This is a genomic window from Streptomyces sp. NPDC032822, assembly GCF_055578825.1.
Window position 1 is genome coordinate 500,831 of record NZ_JBVIOL010000005.1, and the last position, 13,026, is coordinate 513,856.

Annotated in this window: 11 protein-coding genes; 5 read left to right on the top strand and 6 right to left on the bottom strand. The window is 71.2% G+C overall.

The genetic code is table 11. The annotated features are described in order from the left end of the window. Positions 1–25: 25 nt before the first annotated feature. From ACZ5VD_RS17755 to acnA, 3 genes are all read right to left on the bottom strand, one after another. Positions 26–1,600, bottom strand: a complete 1,575-nt coding sequence (locus ACZ5VD_RS17755; RefSeq protein ID WP_468682649.1) for a HAMP domain-containing sensor histidine kinase — start codon at positions 1,598–1,600, stop codon at positions 26–28. Then, complete coding sequence (locus ACZ5VD_RS17760; protein WP_468682650.1) at positions 1,597–2,322, bottom strand: response regulator transcription factor; 726 nt, start codon at positions 2,320–2,322, stop codon at positions 1,597–1,599. Before ACZ5VD_RS17760 ends, ACZ5VD_RS17755 begins: the two co-directional genes overlap by 4 nt. A 180-nt stretch (positions 2,323–2,502) precedes the next feature. After that, positions 2,503–5,220: an aconitate hydratase AcnA gene (gene acnA, locus ACZ5VD_RS17765; protein ID WP_468548250.1), complete on the bottom strand. Its 2,718-nt coding sequence runs from the start codon at positions 5,218–5,220 to the stop codon at positions 2,503–2,505. A 533-nt stretch (positions 5,221–5,753) separates the two neighbouring features. Here acnA and ACZ5VD_RS17770 point away from each other — a divergent pair. The 3 genes from ACZ5VD_RS17770 to ACZ5VD_RS17780 all read left to right on the top strand — a co-directional run bounded on the left by ACZ5VD_RS17770 (position 5,754) and on the right by ACZ5VD_RS17780 (position 8,411). Next, a complete protein-coding gene (locus tag ACZ5VD_RS17770; RefSeq protein WP_468548251.1) occupies positions 5,754–5,951 on the top strand; it encodes a DUF4236 domain-containing protein in 198 nt (65 codons plus the stop codon). A gap of 84 nt (positions 5,952–6,035) precedes the next feature. Beyond that, entirely contained in the window at positions 6,036–7,565 is a 1,530-nt protein-coding gene (locus ACZ5VD_RS17775) for a helix-turn-helix domain-containing protein (protein ID WP_468548252.1), read from the top strand. Between the two features lie 393 nt (positions 7,566–7,958). Further along, entirely contained in the window at positions 7,959–8,411 is a 453-nt protein-coding gene (locus tag ACZ5VD_RS17780) for a flavodoxin family protein (RefSeq protein WP_468548253.1), read from the top strand. A 76-nt stretch (positions 8,412–8,487) separates the two neighbouring features. Here the strand turns inward: ACZ5VD_RS17780 and ACZ5VD_RS17785 are convergent, their stop codons facing one another. Then, on the bottom strand, positions 8,488–8,934 hold the full coding sequence (locus tag ACZ5VD_RS17785; protein ID WP_468548254.1) for a DUF6299 family protein: 447 nt from the start codon (positions 8,932–8,934) through the stop codon (positions 8,488–8,490). A gap of 226 nt (positions 8,935–9,160) precedes the next feature. Here ACZ5VD_RS17785 and ACZ5VD_RS17790 point away from each other — a divergent pair, with 226 nt between their 5' ends. Next, positions 9,161–9,355 (top strand): DUF5999 family protein, encoded by a 195-nt coding sequence (locus ACZ5VD_RS17790; RefSeq protein WP_468548255.1) that lies wholly within the window; start codon positions 9,161–9,163, stop codon positions 9,353–9,355. Positions 9,356–9,487: 132 nt separating this feature from the next. Here the strand turns inward: ACZ5VD_RS17790 and ACZ5VD_RS17795 are convergent, their stop codons facing one another. Beyond that, the gene (locus ACZ5VD_RS17795; RefSeq protein ID WP_468682651.1) at positions 9,488–9,886 is read right to left on the bottom strand and encodes a RidA family protein; all 399 of its coding nucleotides are present in this window, start codon (positions 9,884–9,886) and stop codon (positions 9,488–9,490) included. Further along, positions 9,883–11,247: an acyl-CoA dehydrogenase family protein gene (locus ACZ5VD_RS17800; protein WP_468682652.1), complete on the bottom strand. Its 1,365-nt coding sequence runs from the start codon at positions 11,245–11,247 to the stop codon at positions 9,883–9,885. Before ACZ5VD_RS17800 ends, ACZ5VD_RS17795 begins: the two co-directional genes overlap by 4 nt. 61 nt (positions 11,248–11,308) lie before the next feature. On the opposite strand from ACZ5VD_RS17800, the gene ACZ5VD_RS17805 reads away from it, so the two are divergent. Next, complete coding sequence (locus ACZ5VD_RS17805) at positions 11,309–13,012, top strand: AMP-binding protein (RefSeq protein WP_468682691.1); 1,704 nt, start codon at positions 11,309–11,311, stop codon at positions 13,010–13,012. Positions 13,013–13,026: the final 14 nt, after the last annotated feature.

Below are 13,026 nucleotides of genomic sequence, written 5' to 3' on the forward strand. Positions count from 1 at the left end.
GAAGGGACGTGATGCCCGCGGTCGGCTACACCGAGGCCGACCGGCTCCGGCCCGGCTGGACCGCACTCGCGCCCGCGCCCGTCCCCCTCCCCGCACCCGTCCCTGCTCCCGCTCCTGGCGGGTCGTCCGCCACGGGGAGGTCGAGGGTGAACTCCGTGTGCCCGGGGACGCTGTGCACGTCGATACGGCCGCCGTGGGCGGAGGTGATGGCCGCCACGATGGCGAGGCCCAGCCCCGAGCCGCCCGCCCGCGCGTCCGTGCGGGAGCGGGAGGTGTCGGCCCGGGTGAAGCGTTCGAAGACCCTGGGCAGGAGGGCGGGCGGGATGCCGGGGCCGTTGTCGCGGACGCGGATGACGCAGCGCTCCGGGGTGGCCTCGACGGACGCCACGACCGTCGTGCCCACGGGAGTGTGCATCCGGGCGTTGGCCAGCAGGTTGGCGACGACCTGGTGGAGCCGGGCCTCGTCGCCGACGACCGGTGTGGGGGCGTCGAGGGAGAGTTCCAGCTGCCAGTGGTGGCCGCCGCCCGCGGCACGCGCGTCCCACACCGCCTCCGCGACCAGCGCGGCGAGATCCACCTCGGCGGACTGCAGGGGCCGGCCCTCGTCGAGCCGGGCCAGCAGGAGCAGGTCCTCCACCAGGCCGGTCATCCGGGCCGACTCGGCGGAGACCCGGCGCCAGGCGATCACCGGCTCGATCCGGTCGGTGCCGCGGTTCATCAGCTCCGCGTATCCGGCGATGGACGCGAGCGGCGTACGGAGTTCGTGGCTGGCGTCGGCGAGGAAGCGCCGCATCTTCTCCTCGCTGCGGCGCACCCGCTCCTCGCCGCGCTGCCGCTCGGCGAGGGAGGACTCGACGTGGTCGATCATGCGGTTGAGGGCGGCGCCGACCTGCCCGGCCTCGCTGCCCGGATCGGTGTCGGGTTCGGGCACCCGGGTCAGGCCGGTGACCTCGCCGCGCCCGAGCGGGGCGAGGGAGACCTCGGCGGCGGTGGCGGCGACCCGGTCCAGGGGCCGCAGTTGGCGCCGTATGACCACCGCGCAGAAACAGCCCGCGACGGCCAGCCCCACACCGGCGACGACCACCTCGACCACGACCAGGCCGCTGATCATGTCCTGGACGTCGTCCATGGGCAGGCCGGCGAGGACCCGGGTGCCGCCGTCGTCGAGCGCGGTGACCCGGTAGGTGCCGAGGCCGGGGACGGTCCGGGTGTGCTTCGAGCCGTCGGCCGCGATGCCCGCGAGGGCGGTGCGCTCGGCGGTGGTCAGGTCCCTGGGCGCGGCGTCCTCGCCGACGATCGCCGCGGACACGAGGGCGCCATCGCCGTCGAGGCGGGCGGCGAGCAGGCCGGCGGGGTGGCCGGACTCGTGGAGGAAGCCCAGGTCGGCCGGCAGTTCCGGGTGGAGCAGGGCGCCGCCCAGGCTGCGTTCGGCGGCGTTGGTGACGCGGTCGTCCAGGTTGCCCATCAGGTAGGCGCGTTGGACGTAGGCGGTGGTGAGCGCGAGCGTGGCGCACACCACGACGAGGGTGGCGCCGACGAAGAGGAGCAGCCGGGTGCGCAGGGACCGGGTGCGCAGCCGCAGGCTCGGCCGGGTGGTCATCTCCCCTCCTCCGCCGACCGGATGGCGTATCCCACCCCGCGGACGGTGTGGATCATCGGCGCCCGGCCCTTGTCCAGTTTGCGGCGCAGGCCGGAGATGAAGACCTCGACGAGGTTGCCGCCGCCGTCGAAGGAGCTGCTCCAGACGTGGTCGAGGATCTGGGCCTTGCTCAGTACCTGGCCCGGGTGGTTGACGAGCAGGCTGAGCAGGTCGAACTCCTTGGCGGTGAGCGGGACGGCCGTGTCCGCGCGGCGCACCTCGCGGCTGTCCTCGGTCAGTACGAGGTCGCCGAGTACGCGTACGGACTCGTCGCGGCGGCCGTGTTCGGTGCCGGCCCGGCGCAGCAGTCCGCGCAGCCGCACCACGACCTCCTCCAGGGAGAAGGGCTTGGTCACATAGTCGTCGGCGCCCGCCTCCAGGCCGTCCAGGCGGTGTTCCAGGGCGTCGCGGGCGGTGAGCATGAGGACGGGCAGCTTCGGGTTCTCCTGCCGCAGCCGGCGCAGCACCTGGAGGCCGTCGAGGTCGGGCAGCATCCCGTCGAGCACCACGGCGTGCGGGGCGCAGCCGCGGGCCACGCGCAGGGCGCTGTGTCCGTCCACGACGGGGTAGGGCCGCCAGCCCGCCTCGGTGACGGCCACGGACAACACTTCGGTGAGCGTGGGCTCGTCATCGACGATGAGCACGCGGACGCGGCCGGTTCGGGACCCGGAGCTGCCAGTCATGTCCCGATCGTGTCCCGGTCCGCTGAGGGAACCCTGTGTTCCACCTGAGGATGGGTGATGACCTGCGATTTCCCGGCCCCGGCACGAGGAACGGGACGGCGAACGGCACCGCGGACGGGTACGGCGGAGGGCCGCACCCCCGTGACGGGGATGCGGCCCTCAACTGCCTTGCCGTACCGCCTACTTGCGGATCAGGCTGCGCAGCACGTACTGCAGGATGCCACCGTTGCGGTAGTAGTCGGCCTCGCCGGGGGTGTCGATGCGGACGACCGCGTCGAACTCCACACCGGTGTCGGTGGTGACCTTGACCGTGGCGGGGGTGGTGCCGTCGTTCAGCTCGGTGATGCCGGCGATGGAGAAGGCCTCCTCGCCGGTCAGGCCGAGGGACTCGGCGGACTGGCCGGCCGGGTACTGGAGCGGAATGACGCCCATGCCGATCAGGTTGGAGCGGTGGATGCGCTCGTAGGACTCGGCGACGACGGCCTTGACGCCGAGCAGCGCGGTGCCCTTGGCCGCCCAGTCGCGGGACGAGCCGGAGCCGTACTCCTTGCCGGCCAGGATGACCAGCGGGGTGCCCTGCTCGATGTAGTTGCGCGAGGCGTCGTAGATGAACGACACCGGCGCGTCCGGCTGCGTGAAGTCGCGGGTGTAGCCGCCCTCGGTGCCCGGCGCGACCTGGTTGCGCAGGCGGATGTTGGCGAAGGTGCCGCGGATCATGACCTCGTGGTTGCCTCGGCGCGAGCCGTAGGAGTTGAAGTCACGCCGCTCGATGCCGTGCTCGGTGAGGTACTTGCCGGCCGGGGTGTCGGCCTTGATCGCACCGGCCGGGGAGATGTGGTCGGTGGTGACCGAGTCGCCCAGCTTGGCCAGTACGCGGGCGCCGTCGATGTCGGAGACCGGGGTGGTCTCCATCGTCATGCCCTCGAAGTAGGGGGGCTTGCGGACGTACGTCGACTCCGCGTCCCACTCGAAGGTGTTGCCGGTCGGGATCGGCAGCGCCTGCCACTGGGCGTCGCCCGCGAAGACGTCCTGGTAGGACTTGTTGAACATGTCCTCGCCGATGGCGTTCGCCACGACGTCGTTGACCTCGGCCTCGGTGGGCCAGATGTCCTCCAGGAAGACCGGCTTGCCCTCCTGGTCGACGCCGAGCGCGTCCTTCGTGATGTCCACCTTCATGGAGCCGGCGAGGGCGTACGCGACGACCAGCGGCGGGGACGCCAGGTAGTTCATCTTGACGTCGGGGTTGATCCGGCCCTCGAAGTTACGGTTGCCGGAGAGCACCGAGGTCACGGCCAGGTCATGGTCGTTGACGGCCTTGGAGACCTCCTCCGGCAGCGGGCCGGAGTTGCCGATGCAGGTGGTGCAGCCGTAGCCGACGAGGTTGAAGCCGACCTTGTCGAGGTAGGGGGTGAGCCCCGCCTTGTCGAAGTAGTCGGTGACGACCTTGGAGCCCGGGGCGAGGGTGGTCTTGACCCACGGCTTGCGGGTCAGGCCCTTCTCCACGGCCTTCTTCGCGACCAGCGCGGCGGCGACCATGACGTACGGGTTGGAGGTGTTGGTGCAGGAGGTGATGGCCGCGACCGTCACCGCGCCGTGGTCGATCTCGTACGTCGAGCCGTCGGCGGCGGTCACGGTGACCGGGTTGGACGGAGCGCCGTTCGGGGCGACGGCCGGGGCGTCGGAGGCCGGGAAGGACTCCTGGCCCGCCTCGTCGACGGAGTCGACGTAGTTGCGGACGTCGACCTTGAACTGCTCGGCGGCGTTCGCGAGGACGATGCGGTCCTGCGGGCGCTTCGGGCCGGCGATGGAGGGGACGACCGTCGAGAGGTCGAGCTCCAGCTTCTCGGAGAAGTCCGGCTCGGCCTTCGGGTCCAGCCAGAGGCCCTGCTCCTTGGCGTACGCCTCGACGAGCGCGACCTGCTGCGCGTCCCGGCCGGTCAGGCGCAGGTACTTCAGCGTCTCGTCGTCGATCGGGAAGATCGCGGCGGTGGAGCCGAACTCCGGCGACATGTTGCCGATGGTGGCGCGGTTGGCGAGGGAGGTGGCGGCGACGCCCTCGCCGTAGAACTCGACGAACTTGCCGACGACGCCGTGCTTGCGCAGCATCTCGGTGATCGTGAGCACGAGGTCCGTGGCGGTGGTGCCGGCGGGCAGCTCACCGGTCAGCTTGAAGCCGACGACGCGCGGGATGAGCATCGAGACCGGCTGACCGAGCATCGCGGCCTCGGCCTCGATACCGCCGACGCCCCAGCCGAGGACGCCGAGGCCGTTGACCATGGTGGTGTGCGAGTCGGTGCCGACCAGGGTGTCGGGGTACGCCTGGCCCTTGCGGACCATGATCGTGCGCGCCAGGTGCTCGATGTTGACCTGGTGGACGATGCCGGTGCCGGGCGGGACGACCTTGAACTCGTCGAACGCGGTCTGACCCCAGCGCAGGAACTGGTAGCGCTCGCGGTTGCGGCCGTACTCCAGCTCGACGTTCTGCGCGAATGCCTCGTGGGTGCCGAACTTGTCGGCGATGACGGAGTGGTCGATGACCAGCTCGGCCGGGGCCAGCGGGTTGATCTTCGCCGGGTCGCCGCCGAGCTCCTTGACGGCCTCACGCATGGTGGCGAGGTCGACGACACACGGCACGCCGGTGAAGTCCTGCATGATCACGCGGGCCGGCGTGAACTGGATCTCCTGGCTGGGCTGCGCCTGCGAGTCCCAGCCGCCGAGGGCCCGGATGTGGTCGGCGGTGATGTTCGCGCCGTCCTCGGTGCGGAGCAGGTTCTCCAGCAGCACCTTCAGGCTGTACGGAAGGCGAGCCGAGCCTTCCACCTTGTCCAGCCGGAAGATCTCGTACGACTCGTCGCCCACCTGCAGCGTGCTGCGGGCGTCGAAGCTGTTCGCCGACACGACAGTCTCCTTCATTTTTGTGCGCCTACCACCGCATCCTGCCGCCACGCCCTCTTGGCCAATCCGCTAAGGTAAGGCTAAGTTAGGTATGCCTTACCGCCAGAGTGCTGATGGCGCGCGACCGCGGTGCGCCTAGGTAGATATCTCGATGTCGAGATAACTCTAGTACATGGGGCCGGGTTGGTCATGCCCGGCCTCCCCGCTGTTCCGTCACAGTGCGGGTGGAGCGCCCCCACCACGGGCGGGCCGACGGCGGCATTCATGTCAGCGCCCTCCACCTTCACCCGGTCTCCTGCGACGACATCCCGTACGTCGACATCGAGTGCCCGTGACCGTCATGGCCATGGTCGCGCCACCCGACACCGGTACCGCATCGCCCCCGCCATACCGCCACACCTCCGTGCCGCCGTACGCCACGGAGCCGGTCGCGTCGGCCACCTTCAAGGAGGCAGTCGCATTCGGCCATCAGTTCGTCAAGTCGGGGTATCCGAAGGGCGTTGGGAGTACCTGACCGACCCTCAAGGAAGGCCCTCATGCCCCTCACGTTCCGCAAGAGCTTCCGGATCCTGCCCGGCGTGCGCCTGAACATCAACCGGCGCTCCTGGTCCATCACCACCGGCAGCCGCAACGGCCCCAAGCAGACCCACAGCAGCACGGGACGCCGTACGACATCGGTCGATCTGCCCGGGCCCTTCGGATGGCGCCGGACGCGTACCTCGAAGCGTCACTGACGGCCCATCAGGCGCGTCACGGAGTCGTCACCCGAACAGACTTCCCGAGAGGCGACATCTCATATCTGAGATAACCTCGCCCTCATGGCAGACGACTACCTCGTACGTATCGGCAAGCTCATCCGTGACGCCCGGCAGCACCGAGGCTGGACGCAGTCGCAGCTTGCCGAGGCACTCGGCACCAGTCAGAGCGCCGTCAACCGCATCGAGCGCGGCAACCAAAACATCAGCCTTGAGATGATCGCTCGAATCGGTGAAGCGCTGGACAGCGAAATCGTCTCTCTGGGCTACGCGGGCCCGATGCACCTGCGGGTGGTCGGCGGCCGTCGGCTGTCCGGCGCCATCGACGTGAAGACGAGCAAGAACGCGTGCGTGGCACTGCTGTGCGCCTCCCTGCTCAACCAGGGGCGCACGGTGCTGCGCCGGGTCGCCCGCATCGAGGAGGTGTACCGCCTGCTGGAGGTCCTCAACTCCATCGGCGTCCGCACCCGCTGGATCAACGACGGCGTCGACCTCGAACTCGTGCCGCCGGCCGAGCTGGACATGGCGGCGATCGACGCGGAGGCCGCCGTACGCACGCGGTCCATCATCATGTTCCTCGGCCCGCTGATGCACCGCATGGACGGCTTCAAGCTGCCGTACGCCGGCGGCTGCGACCTCGGTACGCGGACCATCGAGCCGCACATGATCGCGCTGCGCCGGTTCGGGCTGGACATCGCGGCGACCGAGGGCCAGTACCACGCGACGATCGACCGGTCGGTACGGCCCGACCGGCCGATCGTGCTGACCGAGCGCGGTGACACCGTGACGGAGAACGCGCTCCTCGCCGCCGCCCGGCACGAGGGCGTCACCGTCATCCGCAACGCGTCCTCCAACTACATGGTCCAGGACCTCTGCTTCTTCCTGGAGGCCCTGGGCGTCGAGGTCGAGGGCATCGGCACCACCACGCTCACCGTGCACGGCGTGCCGAACATCGACGTGGACGTCGACTACTCCCCCTCCGAGGACCCGGTAGAGGCCATGAGCCTGCTGGCCGCCGCCGTCGTCACGGAGTCGGAGCTGACGGTGCGCCGGGTGCCCATCGAGTTCCTGGAGATCGAGCTCGCGGTCCTGGAGGAGATGGGCCTCGACCACGACCGCACCCCGGAGTACCCCGCCGACAACGGCCGCACCCGCCTGGTGGACCTCACCGTCCGGCCCTCCAAGCTGGAGGCGCCGATCGACAAGATCCACCCGATGCCGTTCCCCGGTCTGAACATCGACAACGTCCCCTTCTTCGCGGCCATCGCGGCCGTCGCGTCGGGCAAGACGCTGATCCACGACTGGGTCTACGACAACCGCGCGATCTACCTGACGGACCTCAACCGCCTCGGTGGCCGCCTCCAACTCCTCGACCCGCACCGGGTCCTGGTGGAGGGCCCGACCCGCTGGCGCGCCGCCGAGATGATGTGCCCGCCGGCCCTGCGCCCCGCCGTGGTCGTGCTGCTGGCGATGATGGCGGCGGAGGGCACGTCCGTACTACGGAACGTGTACGTCATCAATCGCGGGTACGAGGAGCTCGCCGAGCGGCTGAACTCGGTCGGGGCGCAGATCGAGATCTTCCGGGACATCTGAGCGACGGTCCTGCGGGGCGGAGCAGCGGCCGGTGCGTGGGTCGGAGCAGCGACCCGTGCACGGGTTCAGGCGCCGACCAGGAGCGGGGGCGGCGTGTATCGGCGTCTCGCGCAGGGGGCCGGGGTCGCGGTGGGAGGATCGGGGTCGGTGACCGCCGGGTCCGCCCCGTCGCCGATCCTGATCAGCCGCCGTCCCCGGGACGAACCGGCGAGGGCGTCCGCCACCGGGCTCCGCTGCTCCGGGCGCTGGGGCGGGCCGATGACCCGGCGAAGCGGCGGTCCGGCAGGGCTGCAGCCCTGCAGCCCTGCAGCCCTGCAGCCCTGCAGCGGAGGCTGACCGGCAACGGGGCTGACCCTAAACGGCTCGCCCCGTTTCTCGTGGCAGGGTACGAGGGTGGCTACCTTGCTGATCGTGCACCACACGCCCTCGCCGAACTGCCAGGCCCTGTTCGAGGCCGTGGTCGCCGGAGCGACGGACCCGGAGATCGAGGGTGTCCGCGTCGTGCGGCGGGCGGCGCTGGACACCACGGCGTCCGACGTGCTCGCCGCCGACGGGTTCCTGCTCGGCACGCCGGCGAACCTCGGCTACATGTCCGGCGCGCTGAAGCACTTCTTCGACCAGGTCTACTACCCCTGCCTCGACACGACACAGGGGCGCCCGTTCGGCTACTACGTCCACGGCGGCAACGACGTCACCGGCGCGGTGCGCGGTATCGAGGCGATCACGACGGGCCTCGGCTGGCGGCGGGCCGCCGAGGCCGTGACCGTGACGGGTGAACCCGGCAAGACGGACGTCGAGGCGTGCTGGGAACTGGGCGCCACGGTCGCCGCGGGATTGATGGACTGACCTCGCGATCAGCCGCGGGCGGCCGTGGCCGGTCCAGCCGGCCGCCGACAACCGGGGCAGCCGTGGTCAGCCGTGGTCAGCCGTTGACCAGGGTGACGTCTTCCCGGTCGGCCGCGTGGAAGCGGGGCAGTGGCAGGCCGCCCTGCGGGCTCAGCTCCATCAGGGTCGCCTCGACGCGTGCCGCGCCGGGTGCGAGCGAACTCGGCGACGGCTTGCCGCTGTTCTGCCAGGGGTGCTCCATGCCGTCGCACACCGCGCGGGTGCCGCCGATGCCGTGCCGCGTGGTCGAGGAGTTCTGGACGACGGACGAACTGACGAACACCGGGCCGGTGCCCCCGGTGCAGCGGTACGTGCCGGAGAGCGTGACGGTGCCGTCGGCCGCGAGACGGCCCGTCGGGTCGACCGTCACCGTCTCGTACGGGTCGGCGGTGGCCGGCGCGGCGAGGGCCGCCGAGGCGGCGGGCGCGGCCAGCAGGAGCAGCGCGGTACCGGCGGCGGCGCCGAGAGCGGGGCGCAGGGACATGGGAAACCTCCTGGAGTGGGGGCCTCCACTGGTACCGGGCACGTGCGCCCACCGCCGTGACCGTCACCCCTTCGGTGGCGAGTCCGCACCGACGGTCGTGGAACCGTCCGGGTGTTGTCCGCGTGTTGTCACGCTTCTCGACAGGCCGTTCCGATGAGTTCTCGGCGAGAGGATGGTCTATCCATACGGACCCGATCCGACGGTCCTACCGACGTGGAGGTGCGCCGTGTGTTCCCACCAGACCTCGTGTCACGCAGCCGAGAGCCCGGCCCCGCACATCGTCGCCGCCCACCCCGAGCAGGGCTGGAACCTGCTCTGCACCGGCGCGATCGTCTTCGACGACACGGGCGAGCTGCTGCCGGACGGCCGGATCGTCGCCCCGCACCGGGTGCCCGCCGAGCGGCTGACGATCGCCGCCTGACTGCCGACCGATCACTGAATCAGTGATCACCGGTCACTGGTCACTGGTCACTGGTCACTGGTCACTGGTCACCGACGATCGCTGCCTGACTGATCGCGACCCCGTCGCGGACCGATCGTTACCCGGTCGCGGCTACGGCAGCACGGCGAAGCCGTCGATCTCCACCTTCGCCCGCTCGTCCCACAGGCGTACGACCTCCACGACCGCCATGGCCGGATAGTCACGTCCCGCCAACTCCCTCCACACGCGGCCCAGTTCGGGTGCATGAGTCCGGTACGCGGCGATGTCCGTGGCGTAGACCGTGACGCGGGCGAGGTCGGCCGGGGTGCCGCCGGTGGCGGTCAGGGCAGCGAGGAGGTTGGCGAGGGCCCGCTCGAACTGCTCGGGCAGGGTGTCGCCGACGACCTTCCCCTCGGCATCGAGAGCCGTCTGCCCCGCCAGGAACACCAGTCGTGACCCGGTGGCGACGACGGCGTGGGAGAAGCCGGTGGGCGGGGAGAGGTCGGGCGGGTTCACCCGCTCGGCGGTCATGCCTCGGCTCCCATGGATTCCACGCCTGTGTACAACTCCTTGGCGATGATGCCCCGTTGGACCTCACTCGCGCCCTCGTAGATCCGCGGGGCGCGCACCTCGCGGTAGAGGTGTTCGAGGAGGTGGCCGTGGCGCAGGGCGCGGGCGCCGTGGAGTTGGACGGCCGTGTCGACGACGTACTGCGCGGTCTCGGTGGCGAGGAGCTTCGCCATCGCCGCGCGCATCGGGACGTCCGGTGCGTGCTCGTCGTACGCCGTCGCCGCCGCGTACACCATGAGGCGGGCCGCCTCGGTGCGCAGGGCCATCTCGGCGACCTGGTGGGCGACCGTCTGCAGGTCCCTCAACTTGCCGCCGAACGCGTCCCGTTGGGCGGTGTGGGCGAGGGTCGCGTCGAGCGCCGCCCGGGCCATGCCGACCGCGAAGGCGCCGACGCTGGGGCGGAAGAGGTTGAGGGTGCCCATCGCGACCCGGAACCCTCGGTCGGGCTCGCCGAGGATGTCGTCGGCACTCACCGGCACGGCGTCGAAGGCGAGGCTGCCGATGGGGTGCGGCGAGAGCATGTCGAGGGCGGCTCCGGTCAGGCCGGGGCGGTCGGCGGGGACGAGGAAGGCGGTCACTCCGCGGGCCCCGGCGCCCGGGGTGGTGCGGGCGAAGACGGTGTAGAAGTCGGCCTCGGGGGCGTTGGAGATCCAGCACTTCTCCCCAGTGAGCCGCCAGCGGGCGGTGCCGGCGGGCACGGCGGCGACGGGGCCTCCGGGGCGCGCGCCGCCCGGCTCGGCACCCGGAGCGGCCACCGACAGTCCCCCCGCTCCCGGCCCCGCCTCGCCAGAGAGACCCGTCCACGCGTCGACTCGCCCGGCACCCGGTGCCCCGGCCGCCCCCACACTCGCCGCTTCCGTTCCTGCTTCTGCTTCTGCTTCTGCTTCTGCTTCTGCTTCTGCTTCTGCTTCTGCTTCTGCTTCTGCCCGCAACGACAGCGCCGCCGCGTCCGACCCCGCCCCCGGCTCGCTCAGCGCGAACGCCGCCACCGTCGTGCCGTCGGCCACCCCGGGCAGCCAGCGGTCGCGCTGGGCCGGGGTGCCGTGGGCGTGGACGGGGTGGGCACCGAGGCCCTGGAGAGCGAGGGCGGTCTCGGCCTCGGTGCAGGCGTAGGCGAGGGACTCCCGCATCAGACAGAGGTCGAGGGCGCCGGAGGTGAACAGCCGGGACAGCAGGCCGAGTCGGCCGAGTTCGGCGACGAGCGGGCGGTTGACGCGGCCCGGTTCGCCCCGGTCCGCGAGGGGCCGTAGCCGGTCCGCGGCCAGGGCGCGCAGCTCGGCGCACCGGGCGGTCTGTGCTGGTTCGAGTGAGAATGCGGGCATGGCCGGTCCTCTCTCCCCGCGGCCCCGCGGCCACTCCCCCGACGGTATCGCGCCCCGTTGACTGTCGTCACCAACACGATACGCTCGTTCCGCGAGCCCGACCGGGATGCCCACCACCGATGCCCACAAGGCAAGGGGGCGAACCGCCATGAACGCCTCGGCCCACGTCGACACCTTCGCGCGCGACCATCTCCCGCCCCCCGACCAGTGGCCGGAACTCCGCTTCGACCTGCCGGAGCTGGAGTACCCCGATCGGCTGAACTGCGCGGCCGAGCTGCTCACCGGGCCGGCCGCGGACCGACCGGTGTTCCACACCCCCTCCGGCGGGACCTGGACGTACGGCGACCTGCGCGCCCATGTCGACCACATCGCGCACCTCCTCACCCGTGACCTAGGCGTCGTCCCCGGCAACCGGGTCCTGCTGCGCGGACCCACCACCCCCTGGCTGGCGGCCTGCTGGCTGGCGGTGCTGAAGGCGGGCGCGGTCGCCGTCACCGTGCTGGCCCAGCAGCGCCCGCACGAACTGAGCACGATGTGCGAGATGGCGGAGATACGGCACGCGCTGTGCGACATCCGGGCCGTCGACGACCTCTCCAAGGCCGAGATACCGGGGCTCAGGATCACCACGTACGGCGGTGACGCCCCGGGCGACCTGCTGAACCGGGCGGCGCCCGCGGAGCCGTACACCGCGGTGGAGACCGCGGCCGACGACGTCGCGCTGATCGCGTTCACCTCGGGGACCACCGGCCGCCCTAAGGGGTGCATGCACTTCCACCGGGATGTGCTGGCGACCGCCGACACCTTCGCGCACCATGTGCTGCGGCCACATGGTGACGATGTCTTCGCCGGGAGTCCGCCCCTGGGCTTCACCTTCGGGCTCGGTGGGCTGGTGGTCTTCCCGATGCGGGTCGGCGCGAGCGCCCTGCTCCTCGAACAGGCCGGTCCCCGGCAGCTGTTGCCCGCCGTCGCCGAGCACCGGGTGTCGGTTCTGTTCACCGCCCCCACCGCCTACCGCGCGATGCTCGACGAACTCGACGCGTACGACGTCTCCTCGCTGCGGCGCTGCGTCTCCGCCGGTGAGAACCTGCCGGCCGCCACCTGGCGGGCCTGGGAGGAACGGACGGGCCTGCGGATCATCAACGGCATCGGGGCCACCGAACTCCTGCACATCTTCATCTCCGCGGCCGACGAGCACATCAGGCCGGGGACGACGGGGGTGCCCGTCCCGGGGTGGCACGCGCGCGTGCAGGACGAGAACGGCGAACCGCTGCCCGACGGCGAACCCGGACTGCTCGCCGTCCGCGGGCCGGTCGGCTGCCGGTATCTCGCCGACCCCCGGCAACGGGAGTACGTGCGCGGCGGCTGGAACATCACCGGCGACACCTACGTCCGCGAGCCCGACGGCTACTTCCGGTACGTCGCCCGCGCCGACGACATGATCATTTCGGCCGGGTACAACATCGCCGGACCGGAGGTCGAGGACGCCCTGCTGCGCCACCCGGACGTCCTGGAGGCGGCGGTCGTGGGCAGGCCCGACGAGGCACGCGGGCAGGTCGTGATGGCCTACGCCGTCCTCAAGGAGGGCGCCGAGCGGGACACCGAGGCTCTGCGCGCCTTCGTCCGGTCCGAACTGGCGCCCTACAAATGCCCGCGCGAGATCGTCCTCCTCGACGCGCTGCCGCGCACGGCGACCGGCAAGCTCCAGCGGTTCAGACTGCGCACCGCTCCCGGCGACGAAGGTGACACCGATGGTGACCAGCAGTGATGCCGACGACCTAA

Coding starts and splice junctions, on each gene's coding strand:
- ACZ5VD_RS17785 (WP_468548254.1), bottom strand. CDS start 8,934: ATGTCCCTGCGCCCCGCTCTCGGCGCCGCCGCCGGTACCGCGCTGCTC.
- ACZ5VD_RS17800 (WP_468682652.1), bottom strand. CDS start 11,247: ATGCCCGCATTCTCACTCGAACCAGCACAGACCGCCCGGTGCGCCGAG.
- ACZ5VD_RS17770 (WP_468548251.1), top strand. CDS start 5,754: ATGCCCCTCACGTTCCGCAAGAGCTTCCGGATCCTGCCCGGCGTGCGC.
- ACZ5VD_RS17760 (WP_468682650.1), bottom strand. CDS start 2,322: ATGACTGGCAGCTCCGGGTCCCGAACCGGCCGCGTCCGCGTGCTCATC.
- ACZ5VD_RS17775 (WP_468548252.1), top strand. CDS start 6,036: ATGGCAGACGACTACCTCGTACGTATCGGCAAGCTCATCCGTGACGCC.
- ACZ5VD_RS17755 (WP_468682649.1), bottom strand. CDS start 1,600: ATGACCACCCGGCCGAGCCTGCGGCTGCGCACCCGGTCCCTGCGCACC.
- ACZ5VD_RS17795 (WP_468682651.1), bottom strand. CDS start 9,886: ATGACCGCCGAGCGGGTGAACCCGCCCGACCTCTCCCCGCCCACCGGC.